The organism is Aeromonas sp. s10, assembly GCF_040907975.1.
Taxonomy (GTDB): domain Bacteria; phylum Pseudomonadota; class Gammaproteobacteria; order Enterobacterales; family Aeromonadaceae; genus Aeromonas; species Aeromonas caviae.
Window position 1 is genome coordinate 39146 of sequence record NZ_JBFOCV010000015.1, and the last position, 24670, is coordinate 63815.

General features: G+C 53.9%; 18 protein-coding genes. 8 read left to right on the forward strand and 10 right to left on the reverse strand.

The window, feature by feature from the left end:
* The first annotated feature begins 228 nt into the window (after window positions 1-228).
* Genes AB5Y59_RS04145 through AB5Y59_RS04165 form a run of 5 tightly spaced genes read left to right on the forward strand, consistent with a single transcriptional unit; the run spans window position 229 to window position 10862 of the window.
* Window positions 229-2133: a hypothetical protein gene (locus tag AB5Y59_RS04145; RefSeq protein ID WP_368211515.1), complete on the forward strand. Its 1905-nt coding sequence runs from the start codon at window positions 229-231 to the stop codon at window positions 2131-2133.
* A complete protein-coding gene (locus AB5Y59_RS04150) occupies window positions 2130-3680 on the forward strand; it encodes a hypothetical protein (protein ID WP_368211516.1) in 1551 nt (516 codons plus the stop codon). Before AB5Y59_RS04145 ends, AB5Y59_RS04150 begins: the two co-directional genes overlap by 4 nt.
* Complete coding sequence (locus AB5Y59_RS04155; RefSeq protein WP_368211517.1) at window positions 3674-9082, forward strand: FtsK/SpoIIIE domain-containing protein; 5409 nt, start codon at window positions 3674-3676, stop codon at window positions 9080-9082. Before AB5Y59_RS04150 ends, AB5Y59_RS04155 begins: the two co-directional genes overlap by 7 nt.
* Window positions 9079-9651 carry a hypothetical protein gene (locus AB5Y59_RS04160; RefSeq protein ID WP_368211518.1) on the forward strand — a complete coding sequence of 191 codons (573 nt, stop codon included), beginning with the start codon at window positions 9079-9081 and terminating at the stop codon, window positions 9649-9651. Before AB5Y59_RS04155 ends, AB5Y59_RS04160 begins: the two co-directional genes overlap by 4 nt.
* On the forward strand, window positions 9648-10862 hold the full coding sequence (locus AB5Y59_RS04165) for a DNA sulfur modification protein DndB (protein WP_368211519.1): 1215 nt from the start codon (window positions 9648-9650) through the stop codon (window positions 10860-10862). Before AB5Y59_RS04160 ends, AB5Y59_RS04165 begins: the two co-directional genes overlap by 4 nt.
* Window positions 10863-10903: 41 nt before the next feature.
* Here the strand turns inward: AB5Y59_RS04165 and AB5Y59_RS04170 are convergent, their stop codons facing one another.
* The 3 genes from AB5Y59_RS04170 to AB5Y59_RS04180 are packed head-to-tail and all read right to left on the reverse strand — an operon-like array spanning window position 10904 to window position 15975.
* Entirely contained in the window at window positions 10904-11746 is an 843-nt protein-coding gene (locus AB5Y59_RS04170; protein WP_368211520.1) for a phosphoadenosine phosphosulfate reductase family protein, read from the reverse strand.
* On the reverse strand, window positions 11739-15149 hold the full coding sequence (locus AB5Y59_RS04175) for a hypothetical protein (protein WP_368211521.1): 3411 nt from the start codon (window positions 15147-15149) through the stop codon (window positions 11739-11741). The genes AB5Y59_RS04170 and AB5Y59_RS04175 overlap by 8 nt, the downstream gene beginning before the upstream one ends.
* The gene (locus tag AB5Y59_RS04180) at window positions 15055-15975 is read right to left on the reverse strand and encodes a DUF4007 family protein (RefSeq protein ID WP_368211522.1); all 921 of its coding nucleotides are present in this window, start codon (window positions 15973-15975) and stop codon (window positions 15055-15057) included. The genes AB5Y59_RS04175 and AB5Y59_RS04180 overlap by 95 nt, the downstream gene beginning before the upstream one ends.
* A gap of 322 nt (window positions 15976-16297) precedes the next feature.
* On the opposite strand from AB5Y59_RS04180, the gene AB5Y59_RS04185 reads away from it, so the two are divergent.
* Genes AB5Y59_RS04185 through repC form a run of 3 tightly spaced genes read left to right on the forward strand, consistent with a single transcriptional unit; the run spans window position 16298 to window position 18318 of the window.
* Window positions 16298-16633 carry a helix-turn-helix domain-containing protein gene (locus AB5Y59_RS04185; protein ID WP_368211523.1) on the forward strand — a complete coding sequence of 112 codons (336 nt, stop codon included), beginning with the start codon at window positions 16298-16300 and terminating at the stop codon, window positions 16631-16633.
* 7 nt (window positions 16634-16640) lie between these two features.
* The gene (locus AB5Y59_RS04190; RefSeq protein WP_368211524.1) at window positions 16641-17492 is read left to right on the forward strand and encodes a helicase RepA family protein; all 852 of its coding nucleotides are present in this window, start codon (window positions 16641-16643) and stop codon (window positions 17490-17492) included.
* Window positions 17493-17538: 46 nt separating this feature from the next.
* Window positions 17539-18318 carry a replication protein C, IncQ-type gene (gene repC / locus AB5Y59_RS04195; RefSeq protein WP_368211525.1) on the forward strand — a complete coding sequence of 260 codons (780 nt, stop codon included), beginning with the start codon at window positions 17539-17541 and terminating at the stop codon, window positions 18316-18318.
* A 209-nt stretch (window positions 18319-18527) separates the two neighbouring features.
* Here the strand turns inward: repC and AB5Y59_RS04200 are convergent, their stop codons facing one another.
* From AB5Y59_RS04200 to AB5Y59_RS04230, 7 genes are all read right to left on the reverse strand, one after another.
* Window positions 18528-19667 (reverse strand): site-specific integrase, encoded by a 1140-nt coding sequence (locus AB5Y59_RS04200; RefSeq protein WP_368211526.1) that lies wholly within the window; start codon window positions 19665-19667, stop codon window positions 18528-18530.
* A gap of 162 nt (window positions 19668-19829) precedes the next feature.
* The gene (mnmE, locus tag AB5Y59_RS04205; RefSeq protein ID WP_368211527.1) at window positions 19830-21191 is read right to left on the reverse strand and encodes a tRNA uridine-5-carboxymethylaminomethyl(34) synthesis GTPase MnmE; all 1362 of its coding nucleotides are present in this window, start codon (window positions 21189-21191) and stop codon (window positions 19830-19832) included.
* A gap of 109 nt (window positions 21192-21300) precedes the next feature.
* The gene (gene yidC / locus AB5Y59_RS04210) at window positions 21301-22947 is read right to left on the reverse strand and encodes a membrane protein insertase YidC (RefSeq protein ID WP_368211528.1); all 1647 of its coding nucleotides are present in this window, start codon (window positions 22945-22947) and stop codon (window positions 21301-21303) included.
* Between the two features lie 5 nt (window positions 22948-22952).
* Window positions 22953-23201 carry a membrane protein insertion efficiency factor YidD gene (yidD, locus tag AB5Y59_RS04215; protein ID WP_010672280.1) on the reverse strand — a complete coding sequence of 83 codons (249 nt, stop codon included), beginning with the start codon at window positions 23199-23201 and terminating at the stop codon, window positions 22953-22955.
* Window positions 23168-23527 (reverse strand): ribonuclease P protein component, encoded by a 360-nt coding sequence (gene rnpA, locus AB5Y59_RS04220; protein ID WP_010672281.1) that lies wholly within the window; start codon window positions 23525-23527, stop codon window positions 23168-23170. The genes yidD and rnpA overlap by 34 nt, the downstream gene beginning before the upstream one ends.
* A complete protein-coding gene (gene rpmH, locus AB5Y59_RS04225) occupies window positions 23527-23661 on the reverse strand; it encodes a 50S ribosomal protein L34 (RefSeq protein ID WP_005307156.1) in 135 nt (44 codons plus the stop codon). Before rpmH ends, rnpA begins: the two co-directional genes overlap by 1 nt.
* Before the next feature lie 269 nt (window positions 23662-23930).
* On the reverse strand, window positions 23931-24665 hold the full coding sequence (locus tag AB5Y59_RS04230) for an amino acid ABC transporter ATP-binding protein (RefSeq protein WP_010672282.1): 735 nt from the start codon (window positions 24663-24665) through the stop codon (window positions 23931-23933).
* Between the last annotated feature and the right edge of the window lie 5 nt (window positions 24666-24670).

Sequence of the window (24670 nt, forward strand, 5' to 3'; positions counted from 1 at the left end):
CCTGAGTCCACTTTAGCAGTGCATGGGCTTTCATTGCGCTAGAAAATACCTGTACCATCAGCATATTGTGGTGTTCTATCCAGTAGCATCTACAGAGTTAGTTCTGTCCGATCAAAAGCACATAAGTGAATAAGTACTCATTAATAATAAATTTTTTGTTGATCAGATGCTTTTACAACCCGCAAACAAGAAAGCGGATGTAGTAGATGATTGTTATTAGGGATAAATATGGCCACCGTACGACATTCAGATGAAAGCGACGGGACTTTACCTGCTAGTGCTTGGGTTCGTTTTTTGCGCAGCTATGGTCCGACATCGAACAACCTGACGATGTTCGACGAGTATGTTTCGCGAGCTCTGGGGCGAGCAAAAGTGAAGCCTATTCGTTTGTCCACACCGCTGTTAGAGGAGATGGTACGGCACATAGAATCCCAAACACCGGGGTCTATTCTGATCGCCGGAACTGCTGGCGATGGCAAGACGTATCACTGCCGTGCTTTGTGGGAACGCATCGGTGGTGATCCAAATACTTGGGCTGCCAAGGGCAATGTTAAAGAACTTCGTCTAGCTGATGGGCGTTTGGTGGTCTTCATCAAGGACCTTTCCGAGTTTAATGGCGAGGAGAGCGATTGGCCTTTGCAGCGGCTCGAAAGATCGGTACTTGAAGGCGATGACTCAGAAGTCGTTATCCTTGCTGCAAACCATGGTCAGATTCTCGATCGCCTCCGCGATTTAGGTAAGCGCCAAGACCGTTTCCACCCACTTCGAAAGCCGCTGCAAGAGCGCTTTTTACAGGCCGGACCGGCGCCTGCTCGCTTGGCGGTATTCGACCTCAGTCGCTCGACCAGCCGCCAGACGCTAGATGAGGTAGCCAGGGTAGTAGCAGGGCATTCCGCGTGGGACAAGTGCCAGCGCTGTGCGCTCAAGGTAGAGGGAAAAGTCTGTCCAATCGACGAGAACCGCCGCAGGCTTTTGGGTGAGTCGGACGGTAGCCAGCTTTCTCGTCGCTTGGGAGACTTGGTTGAAATCGCTAGGCTTAACGGGCTGCATCTACCTATGCGCGACTTGCTAGCACTTTGCTCGAACATGGTTCTAGGCTGCTCCGATGCCAAGCTGGCAAAGGAAAACCTTATGACCTGCGAAGATGTTGCGAAGATCCAGGAGAACGGCGATTTTGCTAAAACTAGCATCTATGTCAATGCGTTCGGCGCCAACTTGCCCAAGCGCAGGGCTTCTTACCGCCCTATTTTCAAGGCTATGTCCAGCTTTGGTGTAGGCGGTGAATCAACCAATGCCACTGATGGACTGCTGGTTTATGGTAAAGACGATTTGCGTCTGAAAGACGACTTCGATCGCCTTGTCGCAAGCGATCCTATTTACGGGGCTACGCCCTCCTTTAAGGCGGCCCAAGACGTCTATTTAGAGGGGGATGAGGGCAGCCGTTTAGAAGGGGGAGCAGCAGAGTTCCTCGCGATGCTCGAAGATCAGCGGCGCAGGCTCTTCTTTACACTTCCGGATGGGGAGGCTGGCTATCCAAATTGGTCGATGAGCGTCTTCCGTTTTGCTGGCGACTACTTAGATATCATTGAAGCACTGAAGGTGAAGAGACCTGTCAGCGAGACAGTTCGTGGACGTATCGCAAAGGGTCTCAATAGGGTGTTGACGGGTCTTCTTCTTGAAAGTACGGACCGTATTTTCATCGCCAGCTCGGGTGGTTTCACTCAAAGTCGGGTGAGTGTGCTTTGTGACCATGAGACGCTCTCCCGCAGGCAAGGCGGTATCGGTATGGCCATCAGGCTTGCTGAAGAAACGGGTTGCCCTCGACTCGACGTTGCGCTCGCTCTGGGCGCCGGCAATTCAGTTGTCTTTGACTTGACCCCCATCCGCCATGAGTTCCTCTCACGTGTCGCCGAAGGCGCTTTACCCGCGAGCTTTTCTAACGAATGCCTTGAAGACCTGTTGGCCTTCAAAGCGAAGCTTTTACGCAAGGCAGAAATCGTCAGGAAGACTGGTATGGTCGGCGATGATGACGAGATCGTCGATGAGTCCTCTGCGCTGACTCTTAACTTTATCGAGATTGAGCACGGCGGTAGCGGATTTTCTCGCACTGTAACGGTGAGGGCTCCGGAATGAGCGCAATAATTAAGCGGCCAGAAATCAAAAATGTTGATTTTTGTGTCGACGAAAACATTTGGGGGCATCGTCTTTATGATACGCAGCTGCCTCACTTGACCGTTCTGGAGTTCCTGGGTGTACTCGGCTCTAACTTGGATCGGCCGCTCAGGCCGCATAAGGAGCAGGTTGGCTCAGTCATGTTCAAGCCTCAGCGGCAAATTCGTTTGCGCGGGTTGTTGTTCAACAATCCCTACATCGCATCAATTGCGGGAAGCGCTGTGTCGGATGAGGAGAAGTGGAAACAATGGCTTGAGCGGTTTCAACTAGGCGCAACGGGCTATGGCGATGAGGACATGACCTACTTGCGTCGGTCGTTCAGCAGTTTTGATGACTTCGCCAAGGCTATCGAACTTCTGCGTTCCTCGTCGTTTGAGTCACGTAGTAACAAACGCTGGAGTTCGAAATTCGTCTTCCCTTTCGGCCCAGATGCCCTATACGAAGATCTAAATATCAGTGCTCGTGGAATGAGCAATGATCGCGGTTTCTTTGCCCGCACCGGTGAATTGCTCTATCTCATGCTCACGCGAGCCAAGCGAGGAGCTGAACTAGGCGACATCCTGGTTAAGGGGCTATTCGATCATGAGGCGCCGATGAATCGGTTAGCTAGGGTTTTGCAAGGCGCACCGCAGCACGTCGATGAGCCTCGGCAATCGGGCTATCTTCCAGAGATCGAAAATGCTCGTTTCGACCAAATATGTGAGGATTGGCTGTCCATCCTGGCTAAAGATATGCCGATCTATGATGCATTGGAGCACCTAATAGCGATCACAGGCCTGAACATGCTGCTCTACTTCCTGGAGCGAGCTAAGTGTGTCGCTGGCGATGACGAACCGGTGGAGTTTGTCTGTGAAATTGTGTCCAAGGAGCGCACCAAGATTCGAGCACTTTCTGGCGATAGTTATCAGTCCAATCAAGGGTTGCCGGCAAAGGCTGTGAGAGCTCATGTTGAATCGATCCGGACGGAAGCTGGATGGATTGCCGCTGATGACGCGGAGTTCCCGGAGTCCGAGCGTGTAAAGCTCATGCGCGAACGTTTCCAATGGCCACCAACGGATGGTGCGAATGACGAAGACTATATAGACAGCAACCCTGATGAATTGATCACAATCTTGACCGACAAAGCCTTGGCTCGCCATGAACAGCATGTCGGAAAGATTCATGCGTCATGGTCACGTGCGATCGGGCTCAGTTCCCGTAGGCTTTCGAGGCGCACCCGCTACGCGCCCAACGATAGGCTGCTTAAGTCGCTAGTAGTTTCCATCGTGAATGACCCGATGCAGTTCGACGAATTCCTCGCTGAAGCCAAGCGCAGGTATGGCCTAGTGATTGGCGATGCTGAAGGCGCGCACTTGGTCGAAGCAAAGTTAGTAGATCAAGAAGAGCTCAGTAATAACCAATACAATTTAGAAGCCCGACTGGTCGGTTTAGGCCTGGTTCGCAGGCTCTCCGATTCTTGCTCGTTTGTAGAAAACCCGTTTGCGTTTCAAGGAGAGGCTGCATGCTGACGGATCGCATTATTGGTCGCGTCGGCGCGAACATCCTCGCTCAACGCATATCTAATCCAGGTCAGCCTAGCGAATTGGCAGCTTTATTCAGGCTCGACAAGCTTTCAGCCAACCAAATTGCGGCGGTGGCGCAAGCTATCCTTGCCAACCCAGATCTGTGCGCCAAAGTTGATCTGATGATCCCAGAGGTCTTGGTGCAAGGCCAAGGTCTCCCCCCAGAAATTCTAATTGCGCACAACGCAGGCTACGTCCGCAACAACGCTTCGACCACGAAGGCTGCGATCCTTACTGCGAATGGCAACGAACACAACTTGGCCGATACCTTGGGTCACGTCATGGCCCTGGGAGCCAAAGAGATGCGTGCTGACCCTGAATCGTGGGTTGAAGCAACACTCCACTCGGGTGGCATTGCGCCGGTGCCTGATGACAGAGCTGTATTTCAGACGGCTCTTGGCGGATTGCTCGCCACCTCTGAACTCTCGCTAGTGCAACTTGGTGAGTTTTGTGCAGCCATTGTCGAGGCATCTACTTTGCGCGGGCTGCCTATCCGAGATGCGATTGGTTTTGCTTTGCCTTGCGCGGGATTACCCAGGGACAGCTCCTATTTCTCGAATGCCAAGACTTTCATTGCGTCACGTAAGCCATGGCACAAGGCTTTCACCAATCTCTTTGCTCAGCGCGCGCCGCTGCTCAAAAAGCTTCGCCAAAACGGCCAACCTCTCGACCCGGAAGAGATCTCCGAGCGTATAGAGGCTCATGCAGCAGAAATTACGGACGCAGCCCGCCAAGCGCTCGAAGCCTTCATCGCCGCTCCAGCCGGAGATCAAGAGGCATCCGATGCTCTCGCCCAATTTGAGTGGGAGAGTGACGGTGTATATCTAGCCTTTGACAAACCCAAGGAAAAGCAGTTGGGTTTAGCGAAGTCGACGATTCACTTCTTCGACCATGATTGCGACCAAGAGAACTCGCTTGATGATGAGGGGCGCAAACTTCTGGAAGACCTAGAAAGCCGTGAGCGACGATCCGAGTTTACTGAAGAAGATGAAGCTTTTTTCGTCAAGCAGAGAAGGCTTTTGGAACAGGACGCCAAACTTTTTTCGCGCTGGGAGAAAGCCCTCTACGGTAAGCCTATTGACTGCAATGATTTCTTCGAAGGTTTTGCTCGGGTTGTCAACAGCCTGCATGCCGGCCTTCGTGATACGCAAGGAGAACGAATCCTTCGCTTCACTGTGAACAAGGGGCGAACGGAGTGGCGAGAGCGATTCAATTACGACGCTGGTTGCTTCTTTTCTGCAATGTATCGCGGTTTGAAAGAGCTTATGGGTGCAAAGGTTGACTGGAAGGTCACTCGCATGACTACGGCAGACCTACCAGACCCCTTGTTTGACTTTGAGCGATACATCTCGAAAGAAAAAGAACTCGCAACCAGCCGCAACAAAAAACTCAAGGTTCAAAGTTCGCTTTCCCGAGCTGCAATGCAAATAAAATTCGATGTAGAGCTGCTAGGCGTTACTGGCGGCATTGAGACGAAACTAGCGAAGACCCAGCTTCTTTGGAGTTACAAACCCACTTCTATTGGTTTGTCGATGGTTGCTGACATGAAACGTCTCTTGAATAAGGGCGCAGTAGGTTGTACGGAGGTTCCCCGCCGCCTTGTCAGCAAGAAGGGGGGGGTACAAAGCGTCTCGTTACTCGATACTGGCACTTTGGAAGCAACATATTCGACTGATGCAGGCTCGTTGGTTCCGGCGACTAACAGGCTTCGGAGCTTTCGCCAAGAGATAAAAAATCGGATCAAAGATCTTGCCCATGAAGGTCGGCTGACTCAAGACCAGTATAAAGAAGTAAAAACTGCGTGGGATACGTTTGAGCAAGATTACATCAGTGCGATGGAGTGCTTCATCAATACAGGGTTGCAGGGCGATGTGATTATGCGTCAGGCCGAATCTTTTGCCACTCTATTGAACACCCTGATGGCGCATGCTCGTGGTGACGTTTGCCGTTCACGGCTAGTCTCCGAAATACTCTCTGTGGGAACCGCCCGCGTTGTTGGTGACAATCCAACAATCATCATTCCTCCGTGGCATCCAGAGCGCATGAAAGCCTTGGCTGTGAAGACGCGGCGTATTGCCGGTTTCGCCGGCCATTTGCTATCGAGCAGTCGCATACTTTACGGCGACCGCGAGATCTTTATGCGAGAGCTTTCTGACGAAATAGCCCATCCGTTCTATCCGGAGATCGCGGTGCTCAATCTGGATGGTGCTATGGCGCTGGTCTCCGTGAGCAGCACTGTCAACGGCTATAGCTTACTGGAGTCGCCCACTCATGGTGCGAAGGAAGCCATGACCGATGTCGATCCGACAGCCGCGGCCAAACAAGCGCGCGAGCTTTTGGAACGTTATGTTGGACTGCAGCCCCATGAGGCAAACAACCTTAGCGTTGTACTCTATAATGCAGATGCAGCCGAGCTACCTCTCGCCACTGTCCGAGAACTTTCATCTATCCAAGAAGATGGCAAGCTTCAGTGCAGCGTTTCAGTGCGCCACTCAGATCCAAGTAAGCTACGAAGGATTTATGGTGAACTCGTCAATAAGGCAGGAGACGATCCCGATCTACCAGTGGTGAGTGAAACTAGCGATAATTTCATATCGAAGCTGCGGATTTCAGTGACGCCCCTTTCGGCTACCCCACGTGAGAGTGCGCAAGGTTTCAAGGCCTTTGATGTAGCCTTCCTGCATGACGTAGTTGCGCGAGCTGCACAGACCGAGTGGCTCCCTGTGGCCTGGTCTAACGATCGGTCCAACGTGGAGCATGCCCCTTCGCGCTGGTCTTATCGAAGCGTGTCTGGTGAGAACGAGCTGAAGTCAACTACATTCCTGACCTGCCCATGGCAAACAGCATCTGGCTGGGCATATGTGTCGGCTGTGGCTGCTGTTTGTCGCCAGACGGACGTATTGCAAGGAGAGCGATTCCTGCCTGCTCGTCGTATTTCTTTGCAAAGCCCAGAGCTAGCCTCAATGGTCAAGGATGCACATGAGCTGGCTGAATGGGTGGCTACCTACGATGAGCTTCTCGACAAGCGTCAGCTCCAACACAACGACATCACTGTGGTGCGTTACCGCCGGGGCTCTACCAATGGCCGTAATATGATTGTCAGTTCCACCTCGGAACTCCGGCTGCTGGATGTGCTCGTACGCAGGCGCCTGCAAGAGTTGAACCTCCAACTTCAGCCTGATGAAGTCCAGGCTGCTGCGGACAAAGCGAAGCGTGATGCGCTTTCAATCTCCGGCGATATTGTGCTTCGTGCGGCTAAACGAGGAGTTTCCGCTGGAGAGATGATCGGACTTGTGCTTAGTCGCTACCTACTTACTGAGGAGTTCAAAGCGGCAGGAAAGCACAGCCTTACCGCCTATTTCTTACTTGACGATTATGCAAGCTGGCTATCACAGCCAGAGAGCCGCATAGCGGATATTTTGGCGCTCAACGTAGAAGAACACGATGATGACGTCCGAGTCGCCATTGCTATTGTTGAGTCAAAATATGTCGGGGTTGATGGACTAGCCAATGCGCGTCGTGGTTCCAAAGACCAACTCCTAGCAACCTTAAGTATGTTTCGAGAGGCGCTTTTTGGTGATCCAGGCCGCCTTGATAGGGATGTCTGGTTGGCACGTTTGGCAGATATGCTTATCGATGCGGACATTCCTCCCGGTATGACTGGCTTGATGGAGCGTGCCCGCGTTAAGTTGCGAGAGGGCAATGTGGAGATCTCTCTACGAGGTTACTCGCACGTCTATATCCACAATTCGGATGCAGGTTCGATTTCTGCATCCGATCAAGAGCTGTTGGATGACACCGAGGGCGTCAAGGCTTGGCAAGAAGTCTTCGACAGGCCGGATGTCCGAAAACTCGTCGAAACTTATGCCAAAGGCTTAGGTGCTCACGAGGCCCGGGCAGGTCTTGGTGCTCAACAGCCTTGGTGTGGGCACTCTTTCAAAAAGCCCGCACCAAGAGTGCAATGGTTGGCCACAATTGATCAATTAAGCAGTAGTCAAGCTGACTCCTCTTATGAGCCTGTTTCTGGTTGTGTCGTTTCGACGACTGAGCCGAGCAGCCTCGCGCAAAAGTCTTCGGCTATCAAAGATGAGTTGGCCCCAGTCTCCCCATCGGATACTGCTTCTGTTAAGAGCCAGGTTACTGCCACTGTCACCGGGTTGGGGGAGACGCTTTCCAAGCTGGTCACATCGAAGTTTGCTGGTAGTGCACAAGCTGATGCCGAGAGGGAAGAATGGGCCGAAAATGTAACCAAGAAGCTAAAAGCCGCGCTTAATAGTTACGGCCATCAGGCTGCTATCTTGGGCACACGCTTGACTCCTAACGGTTGCCTGGTCCGTTTGGCGGGCTCAGATAAACTTCGTGTCGAAGATATCGAGAACAAGCGTACTCAGCTTTTGACCACCCATGCGATCAGCCTTGTCACAGTTCAACCCAAACCGGGAGAGATTGTGGTGACGGTCGCGGGCGCAAAAAGGCAGGCTGTCTCTCTTTGGGAGCTTTGGTCGCGTCGAGAGCTAAACAGAAATGTTGCGGGTATCAACACCTCATTCTTGCTAGGGCTCCAAGAAATCAACGGTGCGCTCCTGTATCTGAATTTGGGCTCTGAGTTCGGCGGGCTATCGTCTCATGAGCCCCACTCATTGGTGGCTGGGGCTACAGGTAGTGGAAAATCAGTACTCATACAGGCGCTTCTATTAGATATTGCTGCGACTAACCCTAAGGAACTCGCCCAAATTATCTTGATTGACCCGAAGATGGGCGTGGATTACGCGCCTCTGGCCGACTTACCTCATATGCGCGATGAGATTGTCACTACCAAGGAAAAAGCCGCCGAAGTACTCGAGGCTTTGGTGCAAGAGATGGAGGAGCGCTACCGCGCCTTCGCCAGAGCTAGGTCCCGTGATTTGCCGACCTACAACTCGAAGGTTTCGACTGAAGAGAGGTTGCCTATGGTCTTCTTGGTTCACGACGAGTTTGCCGATTGGATGCTCGACGACGCTTACAAAGCGTCAGTTGGCGCTGCGGTCCAGCGATTGGGCGTCAAAGCCCGAGCTGCGGGCATTCACTTGATCTTCGCTGCTCAACGCCCTGACAAGGATGTAATGCCGATGCAACTTCGTGAGAACTTAGGCAATCGCTTGATCTTAAAAGTATCCAGCGAGGCGACTTCTAAAATTGCGCTCGACAGGCCTGGAGCTGAGTTGTTGCTGGGGCGTGGGCATCTAGCAGCGAAGCTTAATGGTGAGCAAGGGTTGGTTTTTGCGCAAGCACCTTTTCTTGACGATGACGAAATCGGTGCCGCTGTGAATGCAATCATTCAAGATGCAGGAGACGAGACCAAGCTATGAGCTTTCCGAGTACAGCGTTTTCTCCAGCCGCTGCTGTGTTAACTCCGGTTACTACTGCTTTTCCTATTTCAGGGCTTAGTCAAGATGTTGTGTCAGATATTGTAGACCTAGCTTTCCATGGCTCAATCTTCGAAGTTCGGATGCAATATTCGACTAAGGCATGGAACGCAGCTGCATTATCACGCCATCTGTGGACTGAACTCGCGTTTCCTCCAAACCCGAGAAGTTCTGTGCCAAAACAGCCCGGTGTTTACGTTTTTATAGTGCGGCCAAAGTTATTTGGCCTTTTTCAGACAAGTGGTCTTTTGTATGTCGGCAAAGCTACGAACTTGTATGAGCGCGTCGGTGCGTACATTTCAGAAGTTAACAAACGACACTCAATGAGCAACCGTCCTCACATCTGGCGTATGTTGAATGTCTGGAACGGTCATCTCCATTACATATACACAACAACCCCAACTGTTGCTGATGCAGAAAATCTAGAGGAGCGGATGTTGGAGGCGCTCTTGCCATACTTCAACAAAGAGTTTCCAGCAGAAACGAGCAGAAGACAGAGAGCCTTCCCATGAAAACAACTACCTTACTCCCTGCAATCCGGTCACGTGTTGGTGATTGGAGCTTTTACGTCACCACTCTCACATTCGCGGAAGTGGCCACACTAGTGAAAGCGCCTGATGAGATCCACGAGCGAAAGCAGTTGGCTGACTGGATCCAGCGTGAGGCGATCGAAACACATGCAGATGCTATCAAAACGTATATAAAGGCCTCGCCCCAACGTTTTCTTGGCTCCCTTATTATCGGTGTATACGGTGGAAGCCCAGACTGGAGCCCCCTCAAAGTGAAAATCACTGAGCATGAGTTAGTGTCGGAGGAACAACTTTCGCGCATTGAAGGCGCACTAGGGTTACTGCATCTTTTCGGTGACGAGAAGTTATTCGCCATCGATGGACAACATCGAGTCGCGGGTATTACTCGTGCGCTGTTGGATGAACCAGCAGACTCCCAATTGAGAACCGACTGCGTGAGTGCAATTTTTGTTGCCCACGACCCCACTACAGATGCAGGAAAAGCACGAACTCGGAGGCTCTTCACTACTGTTAACAAGAAAGCAAAACCGATTGCACGTACGCAGACAATCGCATTGGACGAGGATAACGGCTTTGCTATCGTGACTCGACGGCTCATTGACACGTATCCACTCTTTTCAGATGAGGGTAAGCGAGTTCTTTATGCCAGCACAGGTTCCCTTCCAGCGAGTGAATTCCGAGCTATTACAAGCGTAGTTGGGTTGTTTGAGCTGGTAAAAGACTTGTATGGGGGGGGGAATAGCAGCTTCGACCAAAAGCGCCCAAGTGATGATGCTATCGATGAGCACCTTCAGTTCTGCGTCTCATACTTCGACGCACTACTAGAGTGGGTACCTGAATATGTAGAGGTTTTTAAGAAATTAAATGGGCAACCTGGAGACTATAGAACCAGAGAAAACAATCATCTTCTCTTCAGGCCTGCAGGCCAAAGAGCGTTTGCTCGGGCAGTTCAACTTCTCGTTGCACGCAAGATGCCACTTTCTGATGCTGTGAAAGTGCTATTGACTGCAGAGATGAATATTTTAAAAGAGGATTGGCATCACGTGCTTTGGAATCCGGTGACCGAAACTATGGTCACCGGAACAATGATCGTTGCAGAAGCGCAACTTCTTCGCCTATCTGGCCAGAACTTGCGCAATTGCACAAGCGCGAAAAGACTGGATCGCCTGTTGGAGTCCGCCAGCCAAGGCTAATATCATATATTGTAATTCTGCGCTGTAGGTTTGACCTTCTCTCATTTATGGCAAATGTTGCAGGAACCATTGCCTTCGTCTACCCCGTACACATCGTCGATGTCTTCGGGGTTGTCCTTCATCGGCCGCAGAGGATTGACAGGGATAGATAGGCGAAGACGAGCGCGGCGGGTCTCGTACTCAGCCTTGATCTGGGCAATACGTTCTGGCTTTTCTAAATCCCCGAGAGATTCGCCCTTAGACCAAGTGAAAGGCGACCCATGCTCTAAGGCGTCCTTCTCTAGCTCCTTGGCTTTTTCGAAATCCTCGGGGTGTTGCTCTTTAAGGCGCACCCACTCGATCTTCTGTTGGAAGAAACAAAAGGTGCAGCCACTGCGCGAGCGCCATTCATAATACTTCGGATAGCCCACACCGGAAGACTCTAGGATGTCGACCACGCCTGCTTTGTCTATCCCAGCTTCACGAAAGGGAAAGCTCACTATCAGATTTTCTGATTTTGCTGCGTACCCTTCACGGTATTCTTCATCAGCACGAATTGCCACGTAGGAAAATACTGTATCTCCGGCAGCTAGCATTGGTTTCACCCATTGCTCAAATGGAGCTAGCTTTAGCTGTCGAGTGCACCAGCGCGTCTGTGGGCTGGGCAGGAAATGGTTGTACTCGCGAAGCCAGAAGCGGAAATCTCGGCGAGGGTTGAGTCGTGCGATGGGCTTACCCAAATAACCTTCGAGTTTCCCCAAAAACTCATAGACTTCTGGAAGCTCTTCACCGGTGTCAGTAAAGAAATACTCAATGTCTAGTTCGGGGTGGTGGTCACGCATCCACACAGCCAAAGCTGCGCTGTCCTTTCCACCGGAGAGGCCCAAGACGTGTCGCTCAGTCATCCGCAAACTCCTTTTTCTTTGCCAGTTTCATCCCGGTTTTGGCCAGGATTGCCAGCAATACATCAGTATCAAACCCTTGAGCTTGCAGCATCGATGCCAGTTCAGCGGCCTTTTCTTCTACTGTTTCACGATGACGCTCCGAAATAGCGAAGGAGCGAGAGAGCGTCGTAGTATCTGCTCCAGCGCCAATGACCAAGGCGATGGCCTCGCTCTTTGCCTCACGGCCTTTGACTGCGACGAATGCCTCGGTCTCGCGGAAGCGCCTTGCAAACTGGACAAGTTCTAACACAGCAGTATCTATATGACGGTCAACCCAGTCTCGCGGGGGTTTATCTGCCGCCAGGCTCAAAATACCCTCCAATAACTGTCGGCTACCATCGTATGAGGCTAACCGTGTCGAGAACGCATTGAGTCTAAAGTCACCTGAAACGCCTGCCACAGTTTTCGCTCTTTCGCGCAGAGAGGATAAGTCATCGGGTGTAGCATCCAGTGCTTCGAGCATTTTGCCTTCGACTTCGGCAAGCATCTTTGAGTAGGCGGTTGCGATTTCTTGCAGTGGAGCGCGTAGAGCTATCACGTAGGCGTTGCCATCGGTTGTCTCTAGCTGCGAGGGTAAGTCGACAAACAGGACTTTGTGTGGATCGCTAGCCTTTAACAGCATATCTCTGATTGCTTTGGCGGTTTCACCTAAGCGTTGCGTACGTCGAGACCATTCTGGCAGGTTGAAAATCATCGCCACAAGGCCTCGTGCTGCCTCTAATGGGTCTGCAGCCCCACCTTTTTCCCCAACTTCCACCAAGAGACTGGAGATGCCTTCTAGAATTCGGCTCTTGTCCTCATCAATAGCAATCCAACGGAGCGTAAAGCGGGAAGAATCTTGCAGGTACTCATCGATATCCGCATCGCTGAGTCGTGGTATGAATATACCGTCCTTATACACAGCGATGTTGGCTTTGTGCGCCAGCAAGAACGCTGTTAAATAAACGGGTAAGATGCCCCGCTTCATACCTATACTGCACCAACAGTTGTATATCGTATTTACGCTGATATGGGCGCTCGCATCCGAGAATAGTTGTCGTGTAGCTTCCCAGAGATGCATAAAGCCATTAGGCGAATCTTTCGATGGCTCGCAAAAACGCCAAACACCTCCTTCGAATCGGTAAAGATCTGAGGCAACAAGCAGAGTTTCGAAAAGCCCACGCTCGGCAGGGAAGCCCTCCATACCTAACCGCTCCTGACCTTCGGCGTTGATCATGGCATGAAGTAAATCGCGTCGGGCCTTGACGCTGTTGCTCGACACGTTGTCGCGGTTGACTAGCTCGCTCCACACTCGAGGGCAATGTTCATAGAGATTGTCGGCGAGGTCTGATGCGATAGGCGAAAGCTTCGCTCCTGGTTCGATGATCTTGTCGCTACCATCGTGCCATTTACACAGTGAAACCGCTGCTTGGAGTTGGTCTTCGAGATTGGATCTGGTGGCAGCCAAGCGAGCTAAAACTTCTCGGCGGGCGACTGGGTCACCGCTAAGCTCGTGGCGCTCTTTTACCTGTTCTAATGCCACCAATTCAGCCGACAGCTCGGCGATCAGTGTGTGGTTGTCCGGGATGCCTACCAGCACAGGCCAAGGTTTTTTGTAAGCACAGCCCTGAGCCCGCTCCCGAGCTTCACGAATGGACATGTCAAGGTTCGGAAGCGCCAGGATGAATTGGCCGAACTCGCCCCGTTGGGGAGAGTAGGCTTTGGCGATCTTTTCCGCTTGCTCGATACTATGTAGTGATAGTTCCATCCAGCGCATTGAGCCCGTAGCATGGTAATGCCGCTTGGCTACAACGGGACGCATGCCCATGAGTTGGGATAACTTGGTAAAGTCGATTCCTGGGGATGCGGCCAGCGCTTGCTTAATAGCCGCATCAATGTCGAAATCGCTGCCCTCAAAGACGGACCAAGCTCCTGTATAAGTCTTATACAAAGCCACTTTTAGCGATGTGAGCTTCTTAAGAACATTCTCGATCTGTTCTTGTGGTACATCGTGGAAGAGGCTTGAAAGGACTGGTAGGTCAGCTGACAACCCCGAGCCATTACGGAACAGATCAATGATGGCAATGTTTTTTATCATTGCCACCAGAAGAGGGTCGTTCGACTTGGCCTCGGCGCGCTCAACAGCTTCGACCGCTTGGGACCAGCGGTGTCCATCGGAAGAAGCCAGAATTGCCGGTTCTAAATTCGCACGCAGATAATCCCAATAATCGCTAGGGCGATACCACGCCGATTGGTCCTGCGGCGTCGATTGAAGGTAGGATCGGAAGCCGTGGGGTTCAACTGAGGAGAGGAAACCGAATGTACTGCGTTCGTTTTGACCGAATTGTCGTTTGGAGATCGGCCCCAATAATGAGGCCATCGTCGGGTGAAGCGGCCAGCAGCGCTCTAAGGAGGTAGCAAAATCACTGCCGACTGCGGGGCGGCGCGATCTGATAGCATCGGCGACAGATTTTGAAGCAGAGCGAACCCATACCGGACACTGCTTGGTTTCTATAGCACTGCCTATAAGTTCGACAACCTCATCGCTTGCAGCAACGAATGGAAGGTCCAAGTAACGGCCTTGAACCTTGGCCCAGTCGTCACGAGCACCAATGCCAAGACGGTTGGCGTACTGTGCAAATGCTTGATGCAGCACTCCAATCACAACCAGCCGGCCTTCGGAGCGTGCAGATGCCTCTGCGAGCTCTTGGAAGAAATAGACATCGTCGCCCGAACCTAAGGCTGAGGCTTCAAGGAATTTCCCCATCTCATCGATGAAAACCAGGACACCATCATTCGGGCGATTTTTGGCTTCGGCAAGAAGGTCGGCAATGACACTTTGGGCATTGGGTTTGTTTTGACCACCGATGCCCTTGCCTTGCGCTTTGCGTAAGGATGCGTCAAGTTCCTTGAGTACGCTGCCTCGTCGACCAACCACCGGGATTACAAGCCAGCCGGTTTGAACAGGGAATGCTTTGTCGAATTCCGGCTTCGAACTTAGGCTTAAGACGGAGCGAGCTTTCTCTCGGAGGCTTTTGTCAGGGTGTAGGGCGCTAGCTAAGGCAACAGCTAAAGAAGACTTGCCTCCGCCGAATGGGCCTGTCCATGTAAAACTACGTTGGTTGGTTGCCGCAAGCTGTCGACACATTCCATCCACCACTGTAGATGCGGTGGCATGGAAGATATAGCCGTCCAATGCATCGGAACGACCAATGTCTGCATCGATCCGGATTGAGCGTTGGTATTGGCGCGATATCTGAACGATGTCCGATAGCACCGGCTCTTTTGTCTCAATCATAGGCTCGTCTAACCATTTCATTTTTGTAGCTATCGGCAAGATTTTTTCTATGGACTTGGCGAAGTCCCGCTGAATCAGTCCACGCAAGCTTGCCCTCGGTGAAGTCGGCCAAAGAAATTAGCCTTTGGGCAATCGACTCCTCATCGAGCTTGAAAACGCGTCCTGGCGATCCTTCGGCATAGGTGATCGCTTCGAAGGCTAGCGAGCTTTGATTAGCTGCTGTCTTATTCCAAAAATCGATAAGGGCATAGGTAAAGATGCCGTCATGGAGTGAGGCTTTGGGGCCTCGCCGGAACGCGTATTGCCCTTTATGGACCTCATGGAGCAGTCCCAATTCACCAAGTAGAGGCTCGGCAAAATCTTCAGGAGAACCACTTGCTGCTCGTGGAGCGTAGCTACGTATGCAGGTTTCCAAGTCACGAGAAACTGTGGCTATAGATAGTCGATGCTTAGGGTCAAGACTGCGGGCGTAGAGCGCCAAAGGATCTTCGAGCTCTTGGCGTGTGAACGTAGGAGTGGTTACATGGTTGAATAGCCAATACCACGTGGTGGAGCGAATACATTTGCCTGCTAGCTGCCAATGCACGAACCATGCGGTGGAGGGGTTTTCTGCATACGGATCTAGGCCGTCCTTTGACAGACTGTTCATGGCGAACTCTGTTACGCGGAATGCGTCCCCTTCATCGGTCATGATTCCACATGCCAAAGCCCAATGTCGAATCGATGCAACCATGTTCTTGCCTACACCGAAGGTTGCGATAGCGGAATCATCGGTGAAGACAGTTTTGGGGATCTGCCCATTGGCTGCTTGGTCGAAAGCTTTCTTAAGCCACATTTGACGTAGTGGAAAGGTTTCGTGTCCAGAGAAGTGGACTAACTTCTCACGGTTGAGTTTTGAGGTTGTATTTTTCATGTTCGACAGCTTACACGGAACTGGTGAAGTCCTCCAGTCGGAATGTGACTACTGAATTTATGTATAAATACACAGTATTTTGTTCCCAATGGTGAACATCGAAGCTGAAGATCTTACGCCGGGAGGTAAGCTAAGAAGATTAGAGTGGAAAATAACAATACCTTTTTGAGAGCTCTAACTATCTCTTGCCAAAATTTCACATGTGAAATTTTTCTCAGAAAACGCTGTAAGTGCCCAAAATGGGCACTTACAGCGGTCTGGATTTCGCCAAGCCCCCGGTACGCTCTTGCATGCTGATGTTTGTAACTAGGAGACAATCTGCATGCGCGAACAAAATTCGTCAGTTTTCAGCGATCCGAATGGGACAATCCTGAAAGAGCTTTATGAGCTTAAGCAGCTGGTAATCCAGCAAGGACAGGCGCAAAAAGAGGTGCTTTCTGCCGAGGAGTGCGCCGAGTTACTGGGGGTCTCCGTTGGTTATGTGTACCGGCAGACCAGTGAAAAACGCCTGCCTTTCTACAAACCCAACGGCAAAAAAATCTACTTCAAGCGCGATGAGCTGCTCGATTGGCTGCTCTCCCACCGCATTTCACCGGACGCCGAGCTCACTGAGCATGTGACCAAGCGTATGCGGCAAGTTAGTCATGGGCGGTTGTGAGGCTGTTATGGAACGAGATCTCATAGCATCTCACTGGCCTCAGGACCTCCGGTCGGCTTTTGTTGAACCTCCGAAACCCCTCGATTTTGTCCTCCCGGGGCTGCCGGTGGGCTGCGTTGGTGCTTTGGTGTCACCGGGAGGAGTGGGCAAGTCGATGTTGGCATTGCAACTGGCAATGCAGATATCCGGTGGGCCGGATTGGATTGAACTTGGCAAGCTGGGCAGGGGGGCTGTGCTCTACCTGCCTGCCGAGGATCCTTGGCCTGTACTGCACCAGCGCTTGTTTTCCTTGGGCGGAGATCTTGACGCCGAACTTCGTGCCAACGTTGAACGAGACCTTCGTTTGATATCGCTTCAGGGTGCCAGTCCGAATGTGTTGGATAGCCACTGGTGGGAAGCGATTGCTATTTGGGCTAAAGGGGTGAGGTTGATTGTCATCGATACTTTGAGGCGCTTCCACGATGCTGACGAGAACGCAGCCTGTGCCATGACACAGGTACTGGGTCAGTTGGAACGGCTGGCCATGGGGCTGGGATGCGCTGTGCTGTTTGTACACCACACCAGTAAATCTGCGGCATTCCAAGAAGCTGGCGATCTGCAGCAGGCAAGCCGTGGTTCGTCGGTACTGGTGGACAACGTTCGCTGGCAGGCCTATCTCGCCACTATGACCAAGAAAGAGGCGCAGCAGCTGGGCGTATCGGTAGAGAAGAGCCAGCTTTACGTGCGGTTTGGGGTAAGCAAAAGCAATTATGGGCCGCCACTACCGGAGCGCTGGCTGGTGCGGAGGGAAGGTGGCGTGCTGTACCCCGCTGGTTTGGACGTAATACGCCGGGCTGGAGGCAAACGTGCCTTGCTTTGAATTGACTCATGCCCGGCACGACCATATGCACTGTCTGGCTCCTGGATTGTTCAGAGCCATCTCTCCTGGCCAGCGCCGCCGTGACAAGCTGGAGGTGATTTACCGTTTCGGTGGTGGCAATCAGATCGAGTTCTTCGGGCCTGAGCCGCTGGGTGCAGATGACCTCCGTGTGCTTCAGGGGTTGGTTGCCCTGGCTGGACTTGAGTCACAAAGTAACGAGATTGAGCCAGTTGCGGTGAGCGAAACTGGGGCGATATTGCGAGATCTTCTGGATCTTCGTTGGGCTGCCAACCAGCAAAGGGTATTGGTGGTCAGAAGCAGCCTGCGCAAACTGGCCAAGGAGATTGGTTACGCCAACCCTCGTGACACCAACACGGTGCGTCGCAGTGTCGAGCGGTTGTGGAAGGTGTCGGTAATAGCACAGGTAGCAGGCTTGCGAAGTGGTTTTCGTCTGCTGGCGAACTATGCCAGTGATCCCCTGACCGATAGGCTCGTTGTGGCGCTTAATCCATTGCTGACCAATGCCATATTGGGTAATGGCCGATATACCTATATCGATCTGGCTGAGGTACGGCAACTGCGTAGTAGCACTGCCCGGATATTGCATCAGCGGATTTGTGCCTGGATTGATTGTGGCCGCAGCAAGCCAGTAGGTTTAGATAAACTGGTCTCTTACGCTTTTCCTGATAAGTCCAGCGCGGCCACCAACCGAAAGCGGCAATCGCGAGTTCGCAAGGCACTGTATGAACTGGCTGAACTGGGTTGGTCAATCAGTGAACATGCCAAGGGGCGGTTCACCATAGGTCGGCCTTTGCTATCACGATAATGGTCACGGACTATCACGAAAGTGGTCACAAAGTTCACGATATTGGTCACAGGCCTAATCAGCTAAACCCAAGTGCTACTTAGGCTGCAGGGCGATACTGAAATCCGATCTATATTATCTAAGATAATCTAGGCCAGCGCATGGCCGCGCTGGCCTATTTGTTGACTCTTCCTGGCCATGATCTCGTCGAGGGGGCGTCCCATCTTCTATCACCCCAAGACATTGGGGAAATCGAGCATGGCATCTCGGCGCCGCGATTCAAGAATGTCGGCGTAGATCTCGGTGGTTCTCAGCTCACTGTGCCCCAGCAAGCGGGAGAGGGCATAGATATCGACGCCGCGGTTAAGCTGGATGACGGCGAAGGTATGACGTGCGCTGTGGAAGGTTACCTTCTTGGTTATACCCGCCTGCAATGCCCAGCGGGTGAGCTCCATGTTGTGCCAGGCTGAGTATTTCAGCCCCTTGAAGATCCGCTCTGATGTCTTGCCTGGGCGACCCATCAGTTGCATCGCCATGTCATTCAGATCCAGGTATTGCAGGCCGCTGGTCTTCTTCTGAGTGAAGACGATGCGGTAGTGGCCATAGAAGGGCTCCAGTTCAGCCCAGGTCAGCTTGTGAATGTCGGACCAGCGCAAGCCAGTGCAGCAGGAGAACAGAAAGGCGCGCTTAAGAACGTCGTACCGGCACTCGGCCTGTGCCAGGGCTCGTACCTCGTCTTCGGTCAGGTAAACGCGCTTGTTCTTCTCTCCCTGGATGGCTTTGACGCGTCGTACCGGATTATCCATCAGTAGCCGCTCCTGCTCTGCTTGGTTCAGGGCTGCCCTTAACTTGTTGAAGTAGGCACTTTGGGTGTTGCGGCTCAGTGGCGCGCCGCTTTTGGTGCGGGCCTTGTGCATCAGGTAGTGCCGAAACCCTTCCAGGAACAGCTGATCGACTTCATCGAACGTCAGCTCCGGCAGTTTATGGAACTGGCGCAAATGCTTGAGGGTTGATATCCAGATGGAATGGTTGCTCTTGCTGCCTGCCGCCTTTTGGTCGGTCACTTCCTGAAAGTACTCAAAGAAGCTGGCCTTGTGGGCGTTCGAGAAATCCAGATGGTGTTTACCTGTCTCATGCTCGAAGAGCCGCTTGGCGCGGATGGCTTCGGCTGCTCGCTGGGTTTCTTTGTTGTGGAGCCGTTGTGCCGGGGTACGCGGCTTGTCGTACAGGAAGAGATCCAGGGTCTCTCTGCTGCGCTTGTGCTTGCGGATGCCCGTGGTTGGGTCAAGGTAGGAGCCAGCGTAGTAGGTTAAGCGCAGAGCGCGCTTGCCTTCGGCGTCTGGTTCGCGGATTTCGATGCTGATCTTCATGAGTGTCCCCCGAAAGTACCCCGAGAGGTTACTTCGGGGTACTCTCGGGGTAAATTCTCACGAAACAAGATCAGGCAAGAACAGCCAGTAAAAAACAAAGTCCATTATTTACAATGTTTTATGTTCTTTGTGGCTGCTTTTTATTGCTGATTTTTCACCACTTTACTTGCCGATGCAGAAGCTGGAGAAGATGCGGCCCAGCAGATCGTCGGAGCTGAACTCGCCGGTGATCTCGGACAGGGACTCCTGGGCCAGGCGCAGCTCCTCGGCCACCAGTTCGCCAGCCACATAGACCTCGAGCTGCTCCCTGGCCACCAGCAGCCGCTCGGCGGCGCGCTCCAGGGCGTCCAGGTGGCGGCGGCGGGCCATGAAGCCCCCTTCGGTGTTGCCCTGGAAGCCCATGCAGGCTTTCAGGTGCTCGCGCAGGGCGGGCAGCCCCAGTTCGGTCTTGGCGGAGATGCGGTAGACGGCGTGGCCCTGCTCCTGGCTCGGTGCCAGATCCTCGCCGGTCAGGTCCGCCTTGTTGCGCACCACGGTGAGGCCGATGTTTTTTGGCAACCGATCAACGAATTCCGGCCAGATATCGTGGGGGTCGACGGCGTCCGTGGTGGTGCCGTCCACCATAAACAGCACCCGGTCGGCCTGTTCGATCTCGGCCCAGGCGCGCTCGATGCCGATCTGTTCCACCTTGTCCTGGGTATCGCGCAGGCCCGCGGTGTCGATGATGTGCAGCGGCATGCCATCCAGATGGATGTGCTCGCGCAGTACGTCGCGGGTGGTACCGGCGATCTCGGTGACGATGGCGGACTCGCGGCCTGCGAGGGCGTTGAGCAGGCTCGATTTGCCGGCGTTGGGACGACCGGCGATCACCACCTTCATCCCCTCTCGCAGCAGGGCACCCTGCTTGGCCTCGCCGCGTACGTCATCCAGCTCGGACATGATGGCGTAGAGGTCACCCGCCACCTTGCCGTCGGAGAGAAAGTCGATCTCTTCATCCGGGAAGTCGATGGCCGCTTCCACATAGATGCGCAGCCGGGTGAGGCTCTCCACCAGCTGTTGCACCTTGCCGGAGAACTGCCCCTGGAGGGAGTGCATGGCGCTGCGGGCGGCCTGCTCGCTGGAGGCTTCGATGAGATCGGCGATGGCCTCGGCCTGGGCCAGATCCAGCTTGTCGTTGAGGAAGGCGCGCTCGCTGAACTCGCCCGGGCGGGCGGGGCGGATGCCGTCGATCTGCAGGATGCGGCGGATCAGCATGTCGAGAATGACGGGGCCACCATGGCCCTGCAGCTCCAGCACGTCTTCGCCAGTGAAGCTGTTGGGGGCCTTGAACAGCAGGGCGATGCCCTGATCCAGCGCCTGGCCCTGCTCGTCCCTGAACGGCAGATATTCGGCATAACGCACCCTGGGGAGCTTGCCGAGCATTATCTCGGCGACCCGCTCGGCGGCAGGGCCGGAGACGCGGACTATGCCGACGCCGCCACGGCCGGGGGCGGTGGCCTGGGCCACGATGGTATCTGTTGTCATCTTGCTTGACTCGCTGGTTGGCTGAATGAGTAAGAGGGTGGGGGACATTGTAATAAAAAAGGCGGCCCGAAGGCCGCCTCTTTTGTCATCAGGAAAGATGGGCTGCGCATCAGTTGCGTGAGTGCAGGCCTTTCTTCTCCAGCTGACGATAGATGATGGTCTGCTGGATGATGGAGATGACGTTGCTTACCAGCCAGTACAGAGTCAGACCTGCCGGGAACCAGAGGAACATGAAGGTGAAGATGATCGGCATGAACTGCATCACCTTCTGCTGCATCGGGTCCGTGATGGTGGTCGGGCTCATCTTCTGCAGATACCACATGGAGGCACCCATGAGGATTGGCAGCACGAAGAAGGGGTCCTTCACCGACAGGTCGGTGATCCACAGGGCGAACGGCGCGTGGCGCAGCTCGACAGACTCCATCAGTGCCCAGTAGAGGGCGATGAAGATGGGCATCTGTACCAGGATGGGCAGGCAGCCGCCAAGCGGGTTGACCTTCTCCTTCTTGTACAGCTCCATCATGCCCTGGGACATCTTCTGACGATCGTCACCGAAGCGTTCCTTGAGCGCAGCCAGCTTGGGCTGGAGCATGCGCATCTTGGCCATGGAGGTGTACTGGGCCTTGGTCAGCGGGAACATGATGCCGCGCACCAGCAGGGTCAGCATGATGATGGCCAGACCCCAGTTCTGGACGAAACCGTGGAACACGGTCAGCAGCCAGTGCAGCGGTTGGGCGATGAACCAGAGCCAGCCGTAGTCGACAGTCAGATCCAGGTGGTTTGCCACCTTGGCCATCTGATCCTGCAGCTTGGGACCGATCCACAGCTTGCCGCTCACTTCGGCCTGCTGGCCGGCAGCGACGTCAACCAGCGGCGCCTTGTAGCCGATGATGGCCTGGTCCTTGCCCGGGATCACGCGGCTGTAGAAGCTGTTGGTGTCGTTGGCATTCGGGGCCCAGGCAGAGACGAAGTAGTGCTGCAGCATGGCGACCCAACCACCCTGGGTGGTCTTGTTCAGGTCGGCATCCTTCATCTCGTCAAAGGTGTACTTCTTGTAGCGGGAGTCTTCGCTGGAGAAGGCACCACCACGGTAGGCACTGGCCACCATGGCATGACCTTCCTGATCCTTCGGCGTGGTCATGGTCTGCTTCAGCTGACCGTAGAACTGTACCTGGACCGGCTCGGCAGACTTGTTGTCGATCTTGTAGTCGACGCCCACGGCGTAATCACCGCGCTTGAGCACGAACTCCTTGGTGAAGACCACACCCTTGCTGTCGGTCCAGGTCATCGGAACGACGACTTGATCCTGACCATCGGCCAGCTGATAGCTGGTCTGGGCGGCTTCATAGGTGGGACGACCCTGGGCCTGGCTGTCCGGACCATTGCGACCGACCAGACCGCTCTGGGCCACATAGATGTGGGCAGGCTGGCTGGTCAGCAGGGTGAACGGCTGTTCCTTGCCTTCTTCCAGCTTGTGGGCCAGCAGTTCGGCAGAGACGATGTCACCGCCCTGGGTGTCCAGGGTCAATTTGAGCACGTCGGAGGAGACGGTGATCAGCTTGCGCGCGGCGTTACCATTTGCTTGCTCGGAAACCTGAGGAATATCACCGGTCTGACCGGCTTCAGGTACGAAATGTTCGGTTTGGGCCACGGTAGTCGGGGCCGGCTTCGGAGCCTTGTCGGACTCCCACTGTTGCCAGAGCAAGAAGCTCACGAACAGCAAACCGATCAGGAGTAAATTGCGTTGTGATTCCATAGTCTTCAGTTTCTTCGCTTTGGTTGCGGAACCGGGTCATAACCACCCTCGGATAAGGGATGGCATTTTAATAGACGTTTGCTGGCTAACCAAACGCCTTTTATGAAACCGTGAAGTCGGATTGCTTCTATCGCAAATTGGGAACAAGTCGGGGTGAAACGGCAGCGTGGCCCGAGCAGGGGACTAATGATTAGCTGATACAGGCGTATCAGTTTGATTGCTACCCATTGCAACGGCGTGACAGAGTGCGCCATAGCTTTTCCAGTAACTTGAACAGCGCTTCGTTGTCCATCTCCTTCACGCCACCCTTGGCGATCACGACGATGTCGATAGCGGGCAGATTGGCTTGATTGAGGCGAAAACTTTCCCGAACCACTCGTTTTACACGGTTGCGCCAGACGGCACGCTTGAGCGCCTTTTTGGGCACGGCGAGGCCAAGACGGGGGTGTTCGAGGGAGTTGGGGCAAGCAAGAAGCGTAATTTGCGGAGAAGCGGCCCGGACAGGCTCGGCGAAAACGCGTTTGAAGTGTTCGGGAGTTAACAGACGTAACTCCCGAGAGAAGGTGTGCTGGGTAGGCATTAGACTACCAGGCGGGCACGACCCTTGGCACGACGAGCGGCCAGAACTTTGCGGCCGTTGGCAGTAGCCATGCGAGCGCGGAAACCGTGAGAGCGCTTGCGCTTCAGGTTGGACGGTTGAAAAGTACGTTTCATGATTCGATTCCGTATTTCTGTACAGTTTTGATTGTCACACTTAGCCGACGCGCCAGCTATAGCGTGTGACGACTAGCAAAAGAGGCCGAATTCTAAACAGAGTTCAGCTTCTCGTCAATCCGCCGTTCCTTTCCATCTCGCCCCGTTCGTCGACCGAGCGGGATAATCTGGCAGGATCCGGAGGATCAAGGGCCCCGAATTATACTGGCAACCCGGGGTTAAACAAGGATCCCTCAAGAAAAAAGGCGGCCAGGCCGCCAAAGAGAGAGCTATTTAAGTACTTTGCGCAGGAACTCCCGGGTACGGGGATCCTGCGGATCGACCAATATCTGATCCGGCGGGCCCTGCTCCACGATCCGGCCTCCTTCCATGAAGATCACCCGATCGGCGACATCACGGGCAAACTCGATCTCGTGGGTCACCACCACCATGGTCTGGTGCTGGCGGGCGAGCTGCTTCATCAGGCCCAGCACCTCGTCGACCCACTCGGGATCGAGGGCGGAGGTGGGCTCGTCAAACAGGATCACCTTGGAGTGGGCCGCCATGGCCCGGCCGATGCCGACGCGCTGTTGCTGGCCGCCGGAGAGGGAGGCCGGGTAGGCATCCTGTTTCTCGGCGAGGCCGATGTCCTTGAGGATGCCCAGGGCAGTGGCACGAGCTTCCGCCTTCGGCTGCTTCCAGACGGTGATCAGCCCCTCGGCGATGTTGTCCAGCGCCGTCTTGTTGGCGAACAGGGCGTAGTTCTGGAACACGAAAGAGGCGCGTTTGCGCAGTTCGATGGCTTGCTGGTCGCTGGCCTTGGCCAGATCCACGGCGAGGTCATCGATGACGAGCCGCCCTGCATCCGGGGTTTCCAGCAGGTTGAGGCAGCGCAGCAGAGTCGACTTGCCGGTACCGGAGGGGCCGATGATGACGACAATCTCCCCCTTCTTTACCTCAAGATCGATGCCGTTGAGCACCTGATTTCCGTCATAGGCCTTGGAGAGACCCGTTAGGTTGATCATGACAG